We start from the raw sequence: 12,297 nt of genomic DNA, 5'->3' as shown, positions 1-12,297 counted from the left end.
GCCGGCGCAGGTTCAGCCGTCGTCGCCGCCCCGTGCGTGCCGTCAGGAGCGGCGCTGCGAGCCGGTGGTCCGGTACACGTCGAACACGCCGTCGATGCGCCGGACGGCGCTGAGGATGTGGTTGAGGTACTTGGGGTCACCCATCTCGAACGCGAAGCGCGACATGGCCACCCGGTCAGAGGACGTGTTCACGTTGGCCGCCAGGATGTTCACGTGGTTCTCGGCGAGCACGCTCGTGACGTCGGAGAGGAGGCTCTTGCGGTCGAGGGCCTCCACCTGGATCTCGACCAGGAACACGCTCGACTGCGTGGGAGCCCAGTCCACGGGCACGATCCGGTCCGGCTGGTCGCGCAGCTCCTCCACGTTGCGGCAGTCGCTCCGGTGGACCGACACACCCGAGCCCCGGGTGACGAACCCGATGATCGGATCCGGCGGGACGGGGGTGCAGCAGCGGGCGAGCTTCACCCAGACGTCGCCGACCCCGCGGACGGTCACGCCGGAGTCGGAGAACTTGGGCCGCCGGGGCTGGGTCGCGACGACGGTCTCGGCGATGGTCTCCTCCGCACCCTCATGGCCGCCCATGAGTGCCACGAGGTGCTCGATGACATTCTGGGCGGAGGTGTGCCCGTCACCGACGGCGGCGTACAGTGCCGAGATGTCCTGGTGGTGGAGTTCCTCCGCCACCGTCATCAGGGCGCTGTGCGTCATCATGCGCTGCAACGGCAGGTTCTGCTTGCGCATGGCGCGCGTCAGCAGGTCCTTGCCCTTGTCCACGGCCTCCTCGCGCCGCTCCTTGGTGAACCACTGCCGGATCTTGTTCCGGGCGCGCGGGCTCTTGACGAAGCCCTGCCAGTCCTGGCTCGGCCCCGCGCCCTCGGCCTTCGAGGTGAAGATCTCCACCGAGTCACCGTGGTTGAGTTCGCTGTTCAGCGGGACGAGCTTCCCGTTCACCCTCGCCCCGATGGTCCGGTGGCCCACCTCGGTGTGCACCGCGTAGGCGAAGTCCACCGGTGTCGACCCGGCCGGCAGCGCCATGACCTCGCCCTTGGGGGTGAAGACGAAGACCTCACGCGCGTTGATCTCGAACCGCAGGGAGTCGAGGAACTCGTTCGGGTCGGAGGTCTCCTGCTGCCAGTCGACGAGGCTGCGCAGCCACCCCATGTCCCCGCCGTCCTGCGCCTCGAGCTGCCGGCCGCCGCTCTTGTACTTCCAGTGGGCGGCGACGCCGTACTCGGCGCGGCGGTGCATGTCGTGGGTCCGGATCTGGATCTCGACGGGCTTGCCGCCCGGACCGATCACTGTGGTGTGCAGCGACTGGTACATGTTGAACTTCGGCATCGCGATGTAGTCCTTGAACCGCCCGGGCAGGGGGTTCCAGCGCGAATGCAGGGAGCCGAGGGTCGCGTAGCAGTCGCGCACGCTGTCCACCAGGACCCGCACGCCCATCAGGTCGTGGATGTCGTCGAAGTCCTTACCCCGGACGATCATCTTCTGGTAGATGGAGTAGTAGTGCTTGGGCCGCCCCGTGATCGTCGCCTTGATCTTGACGGTGCGCAGATCCTCCTCGATCTGGTCCCGGACGAGGCTGAGGTGCTTCTCCCGCTCAGGGGTCCGGTCCCCCACCATGCGGACGATCTCCTCGTACACCTTGGGGTGCAGGGCGGCGAAGGAGAGGTCCTCGAGCTCCCACTTGATGGTGTTCATGCCCAGCCGGTGCGCGAGCGGGGCGAAGATCTCCAGGGTCTCCCGCGCCTTCCTGGCGGAGGAGGCGGGCGAGACGAAACGCCACGTGCGCGCGTTGTGCAGCCGGTCCGCCAGCTTGATAACGAGCACGCGGATGTCCTTCGCCATGGCGACGACCATCTTCCGCACCGTCTCGGCCTGCGCGGCGTCCCCGAAGGACACCTTGTCGAGCTTGGTGACGCCGTCCACGAGCATGGCCACCTCGGGACCGAAGTCGCGCTTGAGCTCCTCGAGGGTGTATGAGGTGTCCTCGACGGTGTCGTGCAGCAGGGCGGCCGCGAGCGTCGTCCCGGTCATGCCCAGCTCGGCGAGGATGGTGGCGACGGCGACGGGGTGCGTGATGTACGGGTCGCCGCTCTTGCGCGTCTGGCCCTCGTGGCTGCGCTCCGCGACGAGGTAGGCACGCTGGATGAGGTCGAGGTCTTCCTTCGGGTTGTTGGCCCGGACCGTGCGCAGGAGCGGCTCGAGGACCGGCGAGTAGCCGGAGGACCCGCGGCCGGTGAGCCGGGCGATGCGCGCGCGGGTCCGCCCACGCCTGCCGGGAGCCACCTGGTCGGCGCTCGTCGCGGACGGTGCGGAGTTCGGCGATTCGGGCTGCACGAGGCCGCGGGACGGTCCGGGGCGCGCAGCGTCGGTGGCGATCGGACCCTGTCCGCCCGCCGTGGAGGCGCCCGGGCCGCCGTCGGGCCCTCCCGTGGGGTTCACCGCTTCAGCCATGTGCCATCCCTCAATCTCGATCCCGGGCCCCTGGGGGCCCGCGATGCCACCGGTCATGCGACGGTCCAATTCTAGCCGGGCCTGGAACGGCATCGGCCGCAGGTGACCCGGACGGGTCTCCTGCGGCCGATGCCGGTGCTGCGTCGTGAGGCGGCTCAGGCGGACGCCGCTTCCAGCGAGCGTCGGCTGAGCACCTTCTCCTCCTGCTTCTTCAGCTCGGGCTCGTTGAGCCGGAGTGCGGCGTAGAGCGGCGCGGCGATGAAGATGGTCCCGAGGGTGCCGAGGATGATGCCGATGAACAGGGCCAGCGACAGGTCCTGGAGGGTACCGGCGCCGAGCAGGAAGGACCCGATGAAGAGGATCGAGGCGACCGGGAGGATCGCGACGACGGACGTGTTGATCGACCGGACCAGCGTCTGATTGACGGCGAGGTTGACCTGTTCGGCGAAGGTCCGCTCGGTGGAGGTCTTCATGTCCGCGGTGTTCTCGCGGATCTTGTCGAACACCACCACGGTGTCGTACAGGGCGTAACTCAGGATCGTCAGGAAGCCGATGATCGCCGACGGCGTGACCTCGAAGTTGCTCAGCGAGTAGAGCCCGGCGGTGACGACCATGACGACCACCAGGGCGGCCATCGCGGCGAGTGCCATCTTCCAGGTGCGGAAGTAGACGGCCATGAGGATCGCGGCCAGCAGGACGAAGACCCCGAACCCGATCAGGGCCTGCCGGCTGACGTCCTCACCCCAGGTGGGTCCCACGTAGCTCGAGGTGACCTGGTCCTCGCCCACACCGTATCCGTCGGCGAGGTTGCCCCGAACGCTCAGCGTCTGGTCGTCGGAGAGCCGCTCCGTCTGGATGCGCATGGTGTCGCCCGCGATGTTGGTGACACGCGGTACGGCCTCGGGGACGACGTCGGTCACGGCCCGCTCGCCGACCGCGACGTCCGTGTTCCCCGTGGAGGACACGGTGAACTCGGAGCCGCCCCGGAAGTCGATGCCGAGATTGAAGCCGCCCTTGACCACGGGGATGATGATCGAGATCAGGAGGGCGATGCCGGCGATCAGGAACCAGAGGTTCCGCTTGGCAACGAAGGGGTAGGAGCGCTTCCCCGAGTACAGCTCGTTGCCGAAGGTGGCAAAGTTCGTGCGGCTCATTCGTTGGTCTCTTTCTGGGAAGAACCGGTGCGGCCCGCGAGGGCCTTCTGCTGTTCCGCACGGCGACGCTCGGCGATGGTGAGGCGCCGCTCGGCCTCGGCCGAGGCGCCCTTGTTCTTGGTCCGTGCGACGGCGACCGGCTTCGCGGTGCCCTCGCCCGGCTGGCGGAGGCGGCCGGCGCCGCGGTACAGCGGGATGCCTCCGAGGCGGCTCGGATCGAGGCCGGACCAGGGGTGGCCCTCGCCGAAGAACTTCGTCCTCGCCAGGAGCCGGAGGACCGGGTGGGTGAAGAGGAAGACGACGATGAGGTCGGCGATGGCGGTGAGGCCGAGGGTGAACGCGAATCCGCGGACGTTGCCGACGGCGACGAAGAAGAGCACGAGCGCGGCCAGCAGGTTCACCGCCTTCGAGGCGAGGACGGTGCGCTTGGCACGCCGCCAGCCGTTCTCGACGGCGGAGACGAGGCCGCGTCCCTCACGGAGCTCGTCACGGATGCGCTCGAAGTAGACGATGAACGAGTCCGCGGTCTGGCCGATGGCGACGATGAGGCCCGCGACGCCGGCGAGCGAGAGACGGTAGTTCTCCGTCCAGCCGAGGATGCAGATGGCCAGGTAGGTCAGGATGCCGGCGACGACCAGCGACGCGATGGTGACCAGGCCGAGGAGACGGTACTGGAACATCGAATACGCGGCGACCAGCAGGAGCCCGATCAGGCCGGCGATGAGCCCGAGGCGCAGCTGGTCGGCGCCCAGCGTGGCGGAGATCTGCTGTTCGCTCTGGATCTCGAAGCTGATCGGCAGTGCACCGTACTTGAGCTGCTCCGCGAGGGCCGCCGAGGACTCCTCCGTGAAGTTGCCGCTGATCGACGGGTTGCCGTCGGGGATGACGGCGTTGGTGGTCGGCGCGGACACGATCCGGCCGTCGAGGACGATCGCGAACTGGTTCCGCGGATCGCCTTCACCGAAGGCGTAGAGGCGCTCGGTGACCTCGCGGAAGATCTTGGTGCCTTCGTCGTTGAAGTCAATGTTCACGGCCCAGGAATTGAGGGTCTGGCCGCCCGCGCTGCGCTCGAGCCCATAGCTCGCCGTCGTGATGTCCGTACCCGGCACCTCCACGGGGCCGAGGATGTACTTGCCCTGCGTGTCCGGCTCACAGGCGACCATCGGCTTGTCGGCGGGTGCGGGTTCCTCCGCCGGTTCCAGTGCCGCCGGGTCGAGGCAGTTGAGGGCCTCAAACTCCTTGTACAGCTCGGGGGTGATCCAGTTCGGATCGCTCGCGTCCTTCGGCTCGGCGGCCGGCGTGGGGAGCTGGTCCTCCGGCGTGGGCGTCTCGGCGGCCGGGGCCTGGCCGGGCCCGCCGGCGAGGACGGGGCGGAACTCCATCTGGGCGGAGGCCTGGATGAGGTCGCGTGTCTGCGCGTCGGGGGTGCCGGGCAGCGACACGATCACGTTCTGGCCGGACTGGGTGCTGATCTCGGCTTCCGCGACACCGGACCCGTCGACGCGCTGGCGGATGATCTCCACCGCCTGGTCGAGCTGTTCCGGCGTGATCTCGCTGCCGTCCTGGACGCGGGGGGCCAGGATCATCTGCGTCCCGCCCTCGAGGTCGAGGGCCAGGCGCGGGCTCCAGCTCGCGGTGCTCCAGTGGGCGCCCGCTCCCAGCAGGGTAGCGAGCAGTGCTGTCAGTACGCCCAGCCAGACGAGTGTCCGCTTGGCTGCCGTCCCGGGGCCGGTACGAGGCATGGTGGCATGTCCTTATGCAGTGGCGCGTCGGGTGCGCCGGTGGATCGTGAGGGCGCCGGTACAGGTACCGGCGCCCTACGGAATGCTAGTTGTCAGGGTTCGTTCTGGGGTCGCGGGCGTCGCGCGCGTCGCGGTTTTCCCGCTGCGATTCCCGGTTGAGGCGCTCCAGCGTCTCCTCGGGGGTCTCGACGCCGGACGGGGAGCCCGGCGTCGCCGCGGCGGTGGACCCCCCGGCCGGGCGGCGGTCGACGCCGTCGATCGAGGACACGTCGTCGGGCACCGCGGTGCCGTCGTAGCCGGTCCGGTCGGTCGGATTTGACAGGGCGGCGTCCGTGTCCGCGTCCTCGGTGGCGAGGGCGGGTTCCTGCTGGACCACCTTGGAGAGCGCCTGCGTGTGGACGGTCGCAAGGGTGCCGGGCGACAGTTCGAGGACGGCCTTGTTGTTCTCCTGGTCGATCGACACGATGGTGCCGAAGAGACCGAACTGGGTCATGACCTCGGTGCCGGGTTCCATCTGCGTGCGCATGTCCTTGACCTGCTGCTGCGCCTTCCGCTGCCTGCGGAACATGGTGAAGATGAGGAAGGCCAGGGCCAGCGGGAGCAGCAGACCGAAGACGTCGAAGCCGCCGCTCTGTCCGGTGGTGGTTTGGGCGACTACGGGTGCAAGCACTGGAGGATCCGTTCCTGGGGCTGGGGTATGGATGGCAGGACTGTGCCGCGGCACACATCGTGAAACACCAGTGTAAAGCCGTTTCCTGAGCGTCCCCGCGTCAGGAGTCCGGCTGCGCCCAGCTGTCGACGGTCGTCTCCGCGGCCATCAGGTCCTCGGGCGTGACGGAGAACAGGTCCTCGGGCATCGCGGCGGCGACGTTCGGCGGCATCTCGATCCCCAGGTGGCGCCACGCGGCCGCCGTCGCGATCCGGCCGCGCGGTGTGCGCCCGAGCATGCCCTCGCGGACCAGGTAGGGTTCGGCGACGGTCTCGACCGTCTCGGGTTCCTCGCCGACGGCGATCGCGAGCGTCGACAGGCCCACGGGCCCGCCGTTGAACTTGGTGATGAGTGCGGTGAGCACACCCCGGTCCAGCCGATCGAGGCCCCGCGCGTCCACCTCGTACATGTCCAGCGCCGCACTCGCGGACCGGGCGTCGATGAGGTCGATGCCGTGCACCAGGGCCCAGTCCCGGACGCGCCGGAGCAGGCGGTTGGAGATACGGGGCGTGCCACGCGACCGGCCGGCGATCTCCGCGAACGCGGCCGAGTTGACCTTCATGTCCATCAGCATGGCGGAGCGGCGGAGCACGAGCTCGAGTTCCTCCGTCGAGTAGAACTCGAGGTGCCCGGTGAAGCCGAAGCGGTCCCGGAGCGGGCCGGGCAGGAGCCCCGCGCGTGTCGTGGCGCCCACGAGGGTGAAGGGTGGCAGCTCCAGCGGGATCGCCGTGGCGCCGGGTCCCTTGCCGACGATGATGTCGACGCGGAAGTCCTCCATGGCCATGTAGAGCATCTCCTCGGCGGGCCGGGACATGCGGTGGATCTCGTCGAGGAAGAGGACCTCGCCCTCGGTGAGGGAGGAGAGGATGGCCGCGAGGTCGCCGGCGTGCTGGATGGCGGGACCGGACGTGATGCGCAGCGGCGCGTTCATCTCGGCGGCGATGATCATCGCCAGCGTCGTCTTGCCGAGGCCGGGAGGACCGGACAGGAGCACGTGGTCGGCGCTGCGTCCGCGCAGGCGGGACGCCTCGAGGACGAGCGAGAGCTGCCGGCGCACGCGCTTCTGGCCCACGAAGTCGTCGAGGTTCTTCGGCCGGAGAGCCGCCTCGACGGCGCGGTCCTCGGGGTCGGCGGCCGGCGCGACGAGCGGCGCCTCCTCCGGGTGCTGGTCCGTCATGTAGTCACCCTCGTCCGAGCCGAGCTGCGGGCGCCGTCCTGGCCGAGCCTGCGCAGCGTGAGTTTCAGGATCTGGCCCACGTCACCGGTCGCGGCGATCTCGGGCGCCTCGTCGACGGCGGCGTCGATGGCCGCTCCGGCATCCTTCTCCGACCAGCCGAGGCCCATCATGGCCGTGAGGACCTGGCCCTGCCAGGTCTGCTTGGACACCCCGGGCTTCGTGTCGAGCGGGACCAGCTTGCCGGCGAGCTCGAGCACGATCCGGCGGGCGCCCTTGGGACCGATCCCCGACACCTTGCTGAAAGCCTTGTCGTCACCCGAGGACGCGGCGACGCGGATGGCCTCGGGCGTGTGGACGGCCAGGACGGCGAGTGCGAGGCGGGGCCCGACGCCGCTGACCGCCAGGAGCGTCTCGAAGACCTCGCGCTGGCCCGCGTCCTCGAAGCCGAAGAGCGTCATCGAGTCCTCGCGGACGATCATGGCCGTGGCGACGGAGGCCTGCTCCCCCAGGCGCAGCCCGGCCAGGGTCTGGGGGGTCGCCTGGACCTGCATGCCGAAGCCGTTGACGTCGAGGACGGCGGAGTGCAGGCCCACGTGGGTCACTGTTCCGCGGAGGGAACTGATCATGAGGAGCTCCAAGGGCACTGGCGGGCGGGACCGCCGGGCATCCACCCGACGTCGAACATACGTTCTAATCCTCTACGGTACCGGCGAAACGGTCCGCGATCGAGCCGCCACACCGGATCCGCCGCCGCGCGGGATGCGCAGGGTCCGGGCTTGCCCGTGATCCTTTCCCCTGATCCGGCCGACACCTGCCCGCGCCACCCTGGTCACGGAAGGGCCTGCGCGATCCCCAGGACGGTGAGCGTGTGCACGGCGGCGATTGTCAGGTTCGCGAGGACGACGGGGTGACGCAGACCGTTCCGCACGGTGAGTGCGGTGAGGCCCTTGTAGACGACCTGGACCGTCAGCAGGGCCGCTACCGCTCCCGTCAGCCACGGTGCATCGGGCAGCACGAGGCATGCGCCCATGAGTACGGCCGACGACGTGAGGATCGCCAGATAGATGGCGAAGAGGATGTCACGGGCCGGTGTCCTCTCCCCGAACACCTCACGGAACCCCGGCGCCTCGCGGGCCAGGAGGACCGTCACCGGGACGAGGACGAGCATGTTCAGTCCGAGCGAGACGAGGATCACCGGGGGCCCCCGGACGCGGCATAGGTCGGCAGGTACTCCTCGACCGCGTCCTCGAGCCAGGCCCACAGCCGCTCCCGGCGATCGGTCGCGAACGTGACCGGTTCCGCACGGGTGACCCGGCCGATCTCCACGTAGCCGTCGTTCAACGACCCGTGCGCGTTTCCGAGGGCCAGCCGGACAGCGTGGCGGGCGGTGGCCCGTGGCGTCGAGGCTCCCGGGAGGACGCTCATCGCCGGCATCACGTTCTTCCAGACCCAGTACATGGGGGCCGGCATGTCCCGGCCCAGCCCGGTCCCGGCGACCAGCCCGGGATCGTAGGTGTTGAGTCGACGCCCGGACGCAGCGAGTCGCTCCGCCCATCCGTGGGCGAGGGTCACCAGCGCGAGCTTGCTCGAGGCGTAGGCGACGCCGCCTTTCCGGCGCTCGTCGGCGAATCGGGTCGGACCATCGGCAGGAGGTTCTACCCGGGCGAGATCGTCGGGATCCCGCCACTGCGGGTCCGGGATGAGGTTGAAGCTCGCTTTCCTGCCGCGATGGGTGGAGGACCCCATGAGAACCGCGTGGGCACCCGCGGCGAGGAGCGGTTCCAGCCCGCGCAGGAGCAGGTGCTGTGCGATCACGTCGACGGTGAAGGTCAGCTCATGCCCCTGCGCTCCGGCGTTCCGCCTGCTCGTGAACTGTGCGCCGGCGTTGAGAAGGGCGACATCGATGAGGCGCACCTCGTCGCGTCGCTGCGCAGCGTGGACCTGCTCCAGCGCAGTGCGGACGGAGCCGAGGTCGCCGAGATCGGCGAGTGCACCGATGGCGACGAGCCCCGCTGCGCGGGCGCGCTCGAGCGCGTGCCCGAGGCCGGCAGCATCGCGGGCAAGGAGCACGAGGTTCGGCCGTGAGGGGTGCCCGAGGAGCTCCTCGAACAGCCGCGCGCCGATGCCGCTCGTGAAGCCGGTCAGGACGATCGTCGGCGGTGTGACGTCAGTTTGTGACATGGCAAGGAATATAGTCGATGTCACAAAGTGACACAAGGGTAGGATCGGTGAATGCCCCGTTGGCCCGAAGACTCCCGCCGCCGCCTCGTGGACGCGGCGATCAGCCAGTTCGTCGACCACGGCTACGCGGAGTCGACCGTCGAGAACATCGCTCTCGCGGCCGGCGTGACCCCGAGGACCTTCTTCCGCTACTTCGCGGACAAGGAGGAAGTGCTCTTCGCCGACGACGACGGCCTCCTGCCCCTGCTGATCGGTGTCATCGCCGAGGACACCGGTCCCGTCCGCGCGGACGTGCACATGGGGAAGGCGCTCGGGACGCTCGCGTCGGCGGTCGAGTCCCGGCGCGACCTGTTGAAGCGGCGCCGGCGCATCATCGATTCGCACATCGCACTGTCCGGACGGGAACTCGCCAAGCAGGCCCGGTGGCAGGAGGACGTGACGGTGGCCCTGATCGATCGCGGGTTCCCGCCCGAACAGTCCGACGTCCTGGCGGCCATCGGGTTCGCGCTGTTCCGGCAGTGCCTCCATGCCTGGCTGGCCGACGACGAGGGCCCGGGCCTGGAGGTGCGGATCGGGGTAGCACTCTCCGGGGTGCCGTCCGTCCTGGACGTCCGCAGCTCGCGCTGAGCCGACGGCGACCCTCGCGATGCGGCGGCGAGGGCGGAGGCGCGAGTCGCCACACCGCGGATGGTCGGGCTAGCGGCGTCGGGCCCGGGCCTCCGCCTCGGCCCAGAGGCGCTGCGCGGGGGTGACCAACCCGCCGGCCGCGGCCGCACCCTGAGTCCCCACGCCCCGGCGCCACGCGTGCGTGATGGCCAGGGCCAGGGCATCGGCGGCGTCGGCGGGCCGGGGCGGCGTGTCCAGGCGCAGGATCTTGGTCACCATCTTCGTGACCGCGACCTTGTCCGCCTGCCCGTTGCCCGTGACCGCGGCCTTCACCTCGGTGGGCGTGTGGAGGGCCACCGGGATGCCCCGCCGGGCGGCGGACACGATGACGACCCCGGACGCCTGCGCGGTGCCCATGACGGTGCTGATGTTGGTCCCGCTGAACACGCGCTCGACGGCGAGGGCCTGCGGCTCGTGCAGGTCCAGCCAGGTGTCGACGGCCTCCGCGATGACCAGGAGCCGCTGATCGAGGCTCTGCCCGGCGTCGGTGCCGACCACGCCGACGGCCACGAGGGTGGAGCGCCGGTTCGGCTCGATGTCGACGACGGCCAGCCCGCAGCGGGTCAGCCCGGGGTCGACGCCCATCACGCGGAAGGTCACGGGGCTGTCCGCCGCCCGGGGCCGGGAGGGACGATGTCAGTCGTCGTTCTCGAGCTCGGCCAGGACCTCGTCCGGGAGGTGCGCGTTCGAGTAGACGTTCTGGACGTCATCGAGCTCCTCCAGCGCGTCCACGAGCCTGAGGAACTTCCGCGCGCCGTCGGCGTCCAGGTCCACCTGCATGGACGGGACGAACTCGACGTCGTCGGTCTCGTACTCGATGTGGCTCTCGTCGAGCGCGTCAACCACGGCCCGGAGGTCCTGCGGCTCGGAGATGATCTCGAACGACTCGGCGGATTCCTTGACCTCGTCCGCACCGGCATCGAGGACGGACAGGAGCAGTTCGTCCTCGGTGAGGTCCTTCTTCGGCAGCGTGATGACGCCCTTGCGCGCGAACAGGTAGGCCACGGAGCCCGGATCGGCGACGGTGCCGCCGTTGCGGGAGATGCCGAGGCGCACCTCGGAGGCCGCGCGGTTCTTGTTGTCCGTGAGGCACTCGATGAGCAGGGCCGACCCCTGGGGGCCGCGGGCCTCGTACATGATGGTCTGGTAGTCGACGGCCTCGCCGAGCAGCCCTGCCCCGCGCTTGACCGCGCGGTTGATGTTGTCGATGGGGACGGAGGTCTTCTTGGCCTTCGAGACGGCCAGTTCGAGCCCCGGGTTGCCTGCGACATCGGCGCCGCCGGCGCGCGCCGCGACCTCGATGTTCTTGATCAGCTTGGCGAAGGACTTCGCGCGCTTGGCGTCGATCGCAGCCTTCTTGTGCTTCGTTGTTGCCCATTTGGAGTGCCCCGACATACCTACGCTTCTCCTCTGATCATCCGAATAAACAGTTCGTGGACCCGCCGCTCACCCGTGACCTCCGGGTGGAAGCTCGTGGCCAGCAGGTTCCCTGAACGCACTGCGACAATTCTAGCGACCGGCTCCAAGTCCGTGCGGGCACCGTCCCCGTCCGGGGCGGGCCCGGGCTGCGGCGTCTCCGACGCGGGCACCTGCGCCAGCACCTCGACGCCCTCGCCCACCTTCTCCACCCACGGCGCGCGGATGAACACGGCACGCACCGGATCCCCGCCGTCCGCGCTCCCGGTCGTGGCGAGCCCATCGAAGGCGAGATCGGCCTCGAACGACTCGCGCTGCCGCCCGAACGCGTTGCGGCGCACCACCATGTCGAGTCCGCCCAGGGTCTGCTGCGGGTTGCCGAGGCGGTCCGCGGACGGATCCGCGAGGACGTCGGAGAGCATGATCATGCCGGCACAGGACCCGTAGACGGGCAGCCCGCCGGCGATCAGCCCGCGCAGCGGTTCTGCCAGCCCGAAGGTGCGCGTGAGCTTGTCCATCGTGGTGGATTCCCCGCCGGGGATGATCAGGCCGTCGATCCCGGCCAGCTCCGAGGCCCGCCGCACCGGCACGGCGCGCCCGCCCAGCGATTCGATGGTCGCGATGTGCTCACGGACGTCGCCCTGGACGGCGAGGACGCCGACGACGACGCCGGACGGGGGCGTGGGAGCCGGGGAGGACGGGGCTGTCATCCCCCAATTCTAGGTTCTCCGGCCCAGGCCTCCCGCGGGCGTGAGGAGCGCCTCCCCGCCGCGTCCCGGGAAGGCGGGCGGG

At 69.8% G+C, this 12,297-nt stretch carries 12 protein-coding genes; 1 reads left to right on the top strand and 11 read right to left on the bottom strand.

Annotated elements, in window-relative coordinates; genetic code table 11:
• Positions 1-42: 42 nt before the first annotated feature.
• The 8 genes from IWX63_RS07125 to IWX63_RS07090 all read right to left on the bottom strand — a co-directional run bounded on the left by IWX63_RS07125 (position 43) and on the right by IWX63_RS07090 (position 9,423).
• Positions 43-2,460: a RelA/SpoT family protein gene (locus IWX63_RS07125; protein WP_334685706.1), complete on the bottom strand. Its 2,418-nt coding sequence runs from the start codon at positions 2,458-2,460 to the stop codon at positions 43-45.
• Between the two features lie 155 nt (positions 2,461-2,615).
• Positions 2,616-3,614 (bottom strand): protein translocase subunit SecF, encoded by a 999-nt coding sequence (gene secF, locus IWX63_RS07120; RefSeq protein WP_199277461.1) that lies wholly within the window; start codon positions 3,612-3,614, stop codon positions 2,616-2,618.
• Positions 3,611-5,356, bottom strand: a complete 1,746-nt coding sequence (gene secD / locus IWX63_RS07115; protein WP_199277460.1) for a protein translocase subunit SecD — start codon at positions 5,354-5,356, stop codon at positions 3,611-3,613. Before secD ends, secF begins: the two co-directional genes overlap by 4 nt.
• Positions 5,357-5,441: 85 nt before the next feature.
• The gene (yajC, locus tag IWX63_RS07110) at positions 5,442-6,026 is read right to left on the bottom strand and encodes a preprotein translocase subunit YajC (RefSeq protein ID WP_334685705.1); all 585 of its coding nucleotides are present in this window, start codon (positions 6,024-6,026) and stop codon (positions 5,442-5,444) included.
• A 100-nt stretch (positions 6,027-6,126) separates the two neighbouring features.
• Positions 6,127-7,242, bottom strand: coding sequence for a Holliday junction branch migration DNA helicase RuvB (ruvB, locus tag IWX63_RS07105; RefSeq protein ID WP_199277459.1), 1,116 nt, complete (start codon positions 7,240-7,242; stop codon positions 6,127-6,129).
• Positions 7,239-7,868, bottom strand: a complete 630-nt coding sequence (gene ruvA / locus IWX63_RS07100) for a Holliday junction branch migration protein RuvA (RefSeq protein ID WP_199277458.1) — start codon at positions 7,866-7,868, stop codon at positions 7,239-7,241. The genes ruvB and ruvA overlap by 4 nt, the downstream gene beginning before the upstream one ends.
• Before the next feature lie 203 nt (positions 7,869-8,071).
• Positions 8,072-8,437, bottom strand: coding sequence for a hypothetical protein (locus IWX63_RS07095; RefSeq protein ID WP_199277457.1), 366 nt, complete (start codon positions 8,435-8,437; stop codon positions 8,072-8,074).
• A complete protein-coding gene (locus tag IWX63_RS07090) occupies positions 8,434-9,423 on the bottom strand; it encodes a hypothetical protein (RefSeq protein ID WP_199277456.1) in 990 nt (329 codons plus the stop codon). The genes IWX63_RS07095 and IWX63_RS07090 overlap by 4 nt, the downstream gene beginning before the upstream one ends.
• A gap of 51 nt (positions 9,424-9,474) precedes the next feature.
• Here IWX63_RS07090 and IWX63_RS07085 point away from each other — a divergent pair, with 51 nt between their 5' ends.
• Entirely contained in the window at positions 9,475-10,050 is a 576-nt protein-coding gene (locus IWX63_RS07085; protein WP_199277455.1) for a TetR/AcrR family transcriptional regulator, read from the top strand.
• A gap of 69 nt (positions 10,051-10,119) precedes the next feature.
• On the opposite strand, the gene ruvC is transcribed toward IWX63_RS07085, so the two are convergent.
• From ruvC to pdxT, 3 genes are read right to left on the bottom strand one after another with little or no spacing between them, the layout of a single operon-like run.
• Entirely contained in the window at positions 10,120-10,689 is a 570-nt protein-coding gene (gene ruvC / locus IWX63_RS07080; RefSeq protein ID WP_199277454.1) for a crossover junction endodeoxyribonuclease RuvC, read from the bottom strand.
• A 36-nt stretch (positions 10,690-10,725) separates the two neighbouring features.
• Positions 10,726-11,484 (bottom strand): YebC/PmpR family DNA-binding transcriptional regulator, encoded by a 759-nt coding sequence (locus tag IWX63_RS07075; protein ID WP_199277453.1) that lies wholly within the window; start codon positions 11,482-11,484, stop codon positions 10,726-10,728.
• Between the two features lie 2 nt (positions 11,485-11,486).
• Positions 11,487-12,215 carry a pyridoxal 5'-phosphate synthase glutaminase subunit PdxT gene (gene pdxT / locus IWX63_RS07070; protein ID WP_199277452.1) on the bottom strand — a complete coding sequence of 243 codons (729 nt, stop codon included), beginning with the start codon at positions 12,213-12,215 and terminating at the stop codon, positions 11,487-11,489.
• Between the last annotated feature and the right edge of the window lie 82 nt (positions 12,216-12,297).

This window comes from Arthrobacter sp. CAN_A2 (genome assembly GCF_015752045.1).
Lineage (GTDB): Bacteria > Actinomycetota > Actinomycetes > Actinomycetales > Micrococcaceae > Arthrobacter_D.
This window is presented reverse-complemented; position numbering and strand designations above follow the sequence as displayed.

What these genes read in the sequence shown, in the direction of transcription:
- IWX63_RS07125 (WP_334685706.1), bottom strand. Translation starts at nt 2,460, where the DNA reads ATGGCTGAAGCGGTGAACCCCACGGGAGGGCCCGACGGCGGCCCGGGC.
- secF (WP_199277461.1), bottom strand. Translation starts at nt 3,614, where the DNA reads ATGAGCCGCACGAACTTTGCCACCTTCGGCAACGAGCTGTACTCGGGG.
- secD (WP_199277460.1), bottom strand. Translation starts at nt 5,356, where the DNA reads ATGCCTCGTACCGGCCCCGGGACGGCAGCCAAGCGGACACTCGTCTGG.
- ruvB (WP_199277459.1), bottom strand. Translation starts at nt 7,242, where the DNA reads ATGACGGACCAGCACCCGGAGGAGGCGCCGCTCGTCGCGCCGGCCGCC.
- ruvA (WP_199277458.1), bottom strand. Translation starts at nt 7,868, where the DNA reads ATGATCAGTTCCCTCCGCGGAACAGTGACCCACGTGGGCCTGCACTCC.
- IWX63_RS07090 (WP_199277456.1), bottom strand. Translation starts at nt 9,423, where the DNA reads ATGTCACAAACTGACGTCACACCGCCGACGATCGTCCTGACCGGCTTC.
- IWX63_RS07085 (WP_199277455.1), top strand. Translation starts at nt 9,475, where the DNA reads ATGCCCCGTTGGCCCGAAGACTCCCGCCGCCGCCTCGTGGACGCGGCG.
- IWX63_RS07075 (WP_199277453.1), bottom strand. Translation starts at nt 11,484, where the DNA reads ATGTCGGGGCACTCCAAATGGGCAACAACGAAGCACAAGAAGGCTGCG.
- pdxT (WP_199277452.1), bottom strand. Translation starts at nt 12,215, where the DNA reads ATGACAGCCCCGTCCTCCCCGGCTCCCACGCCCCCGTCCGGCGTCGTC.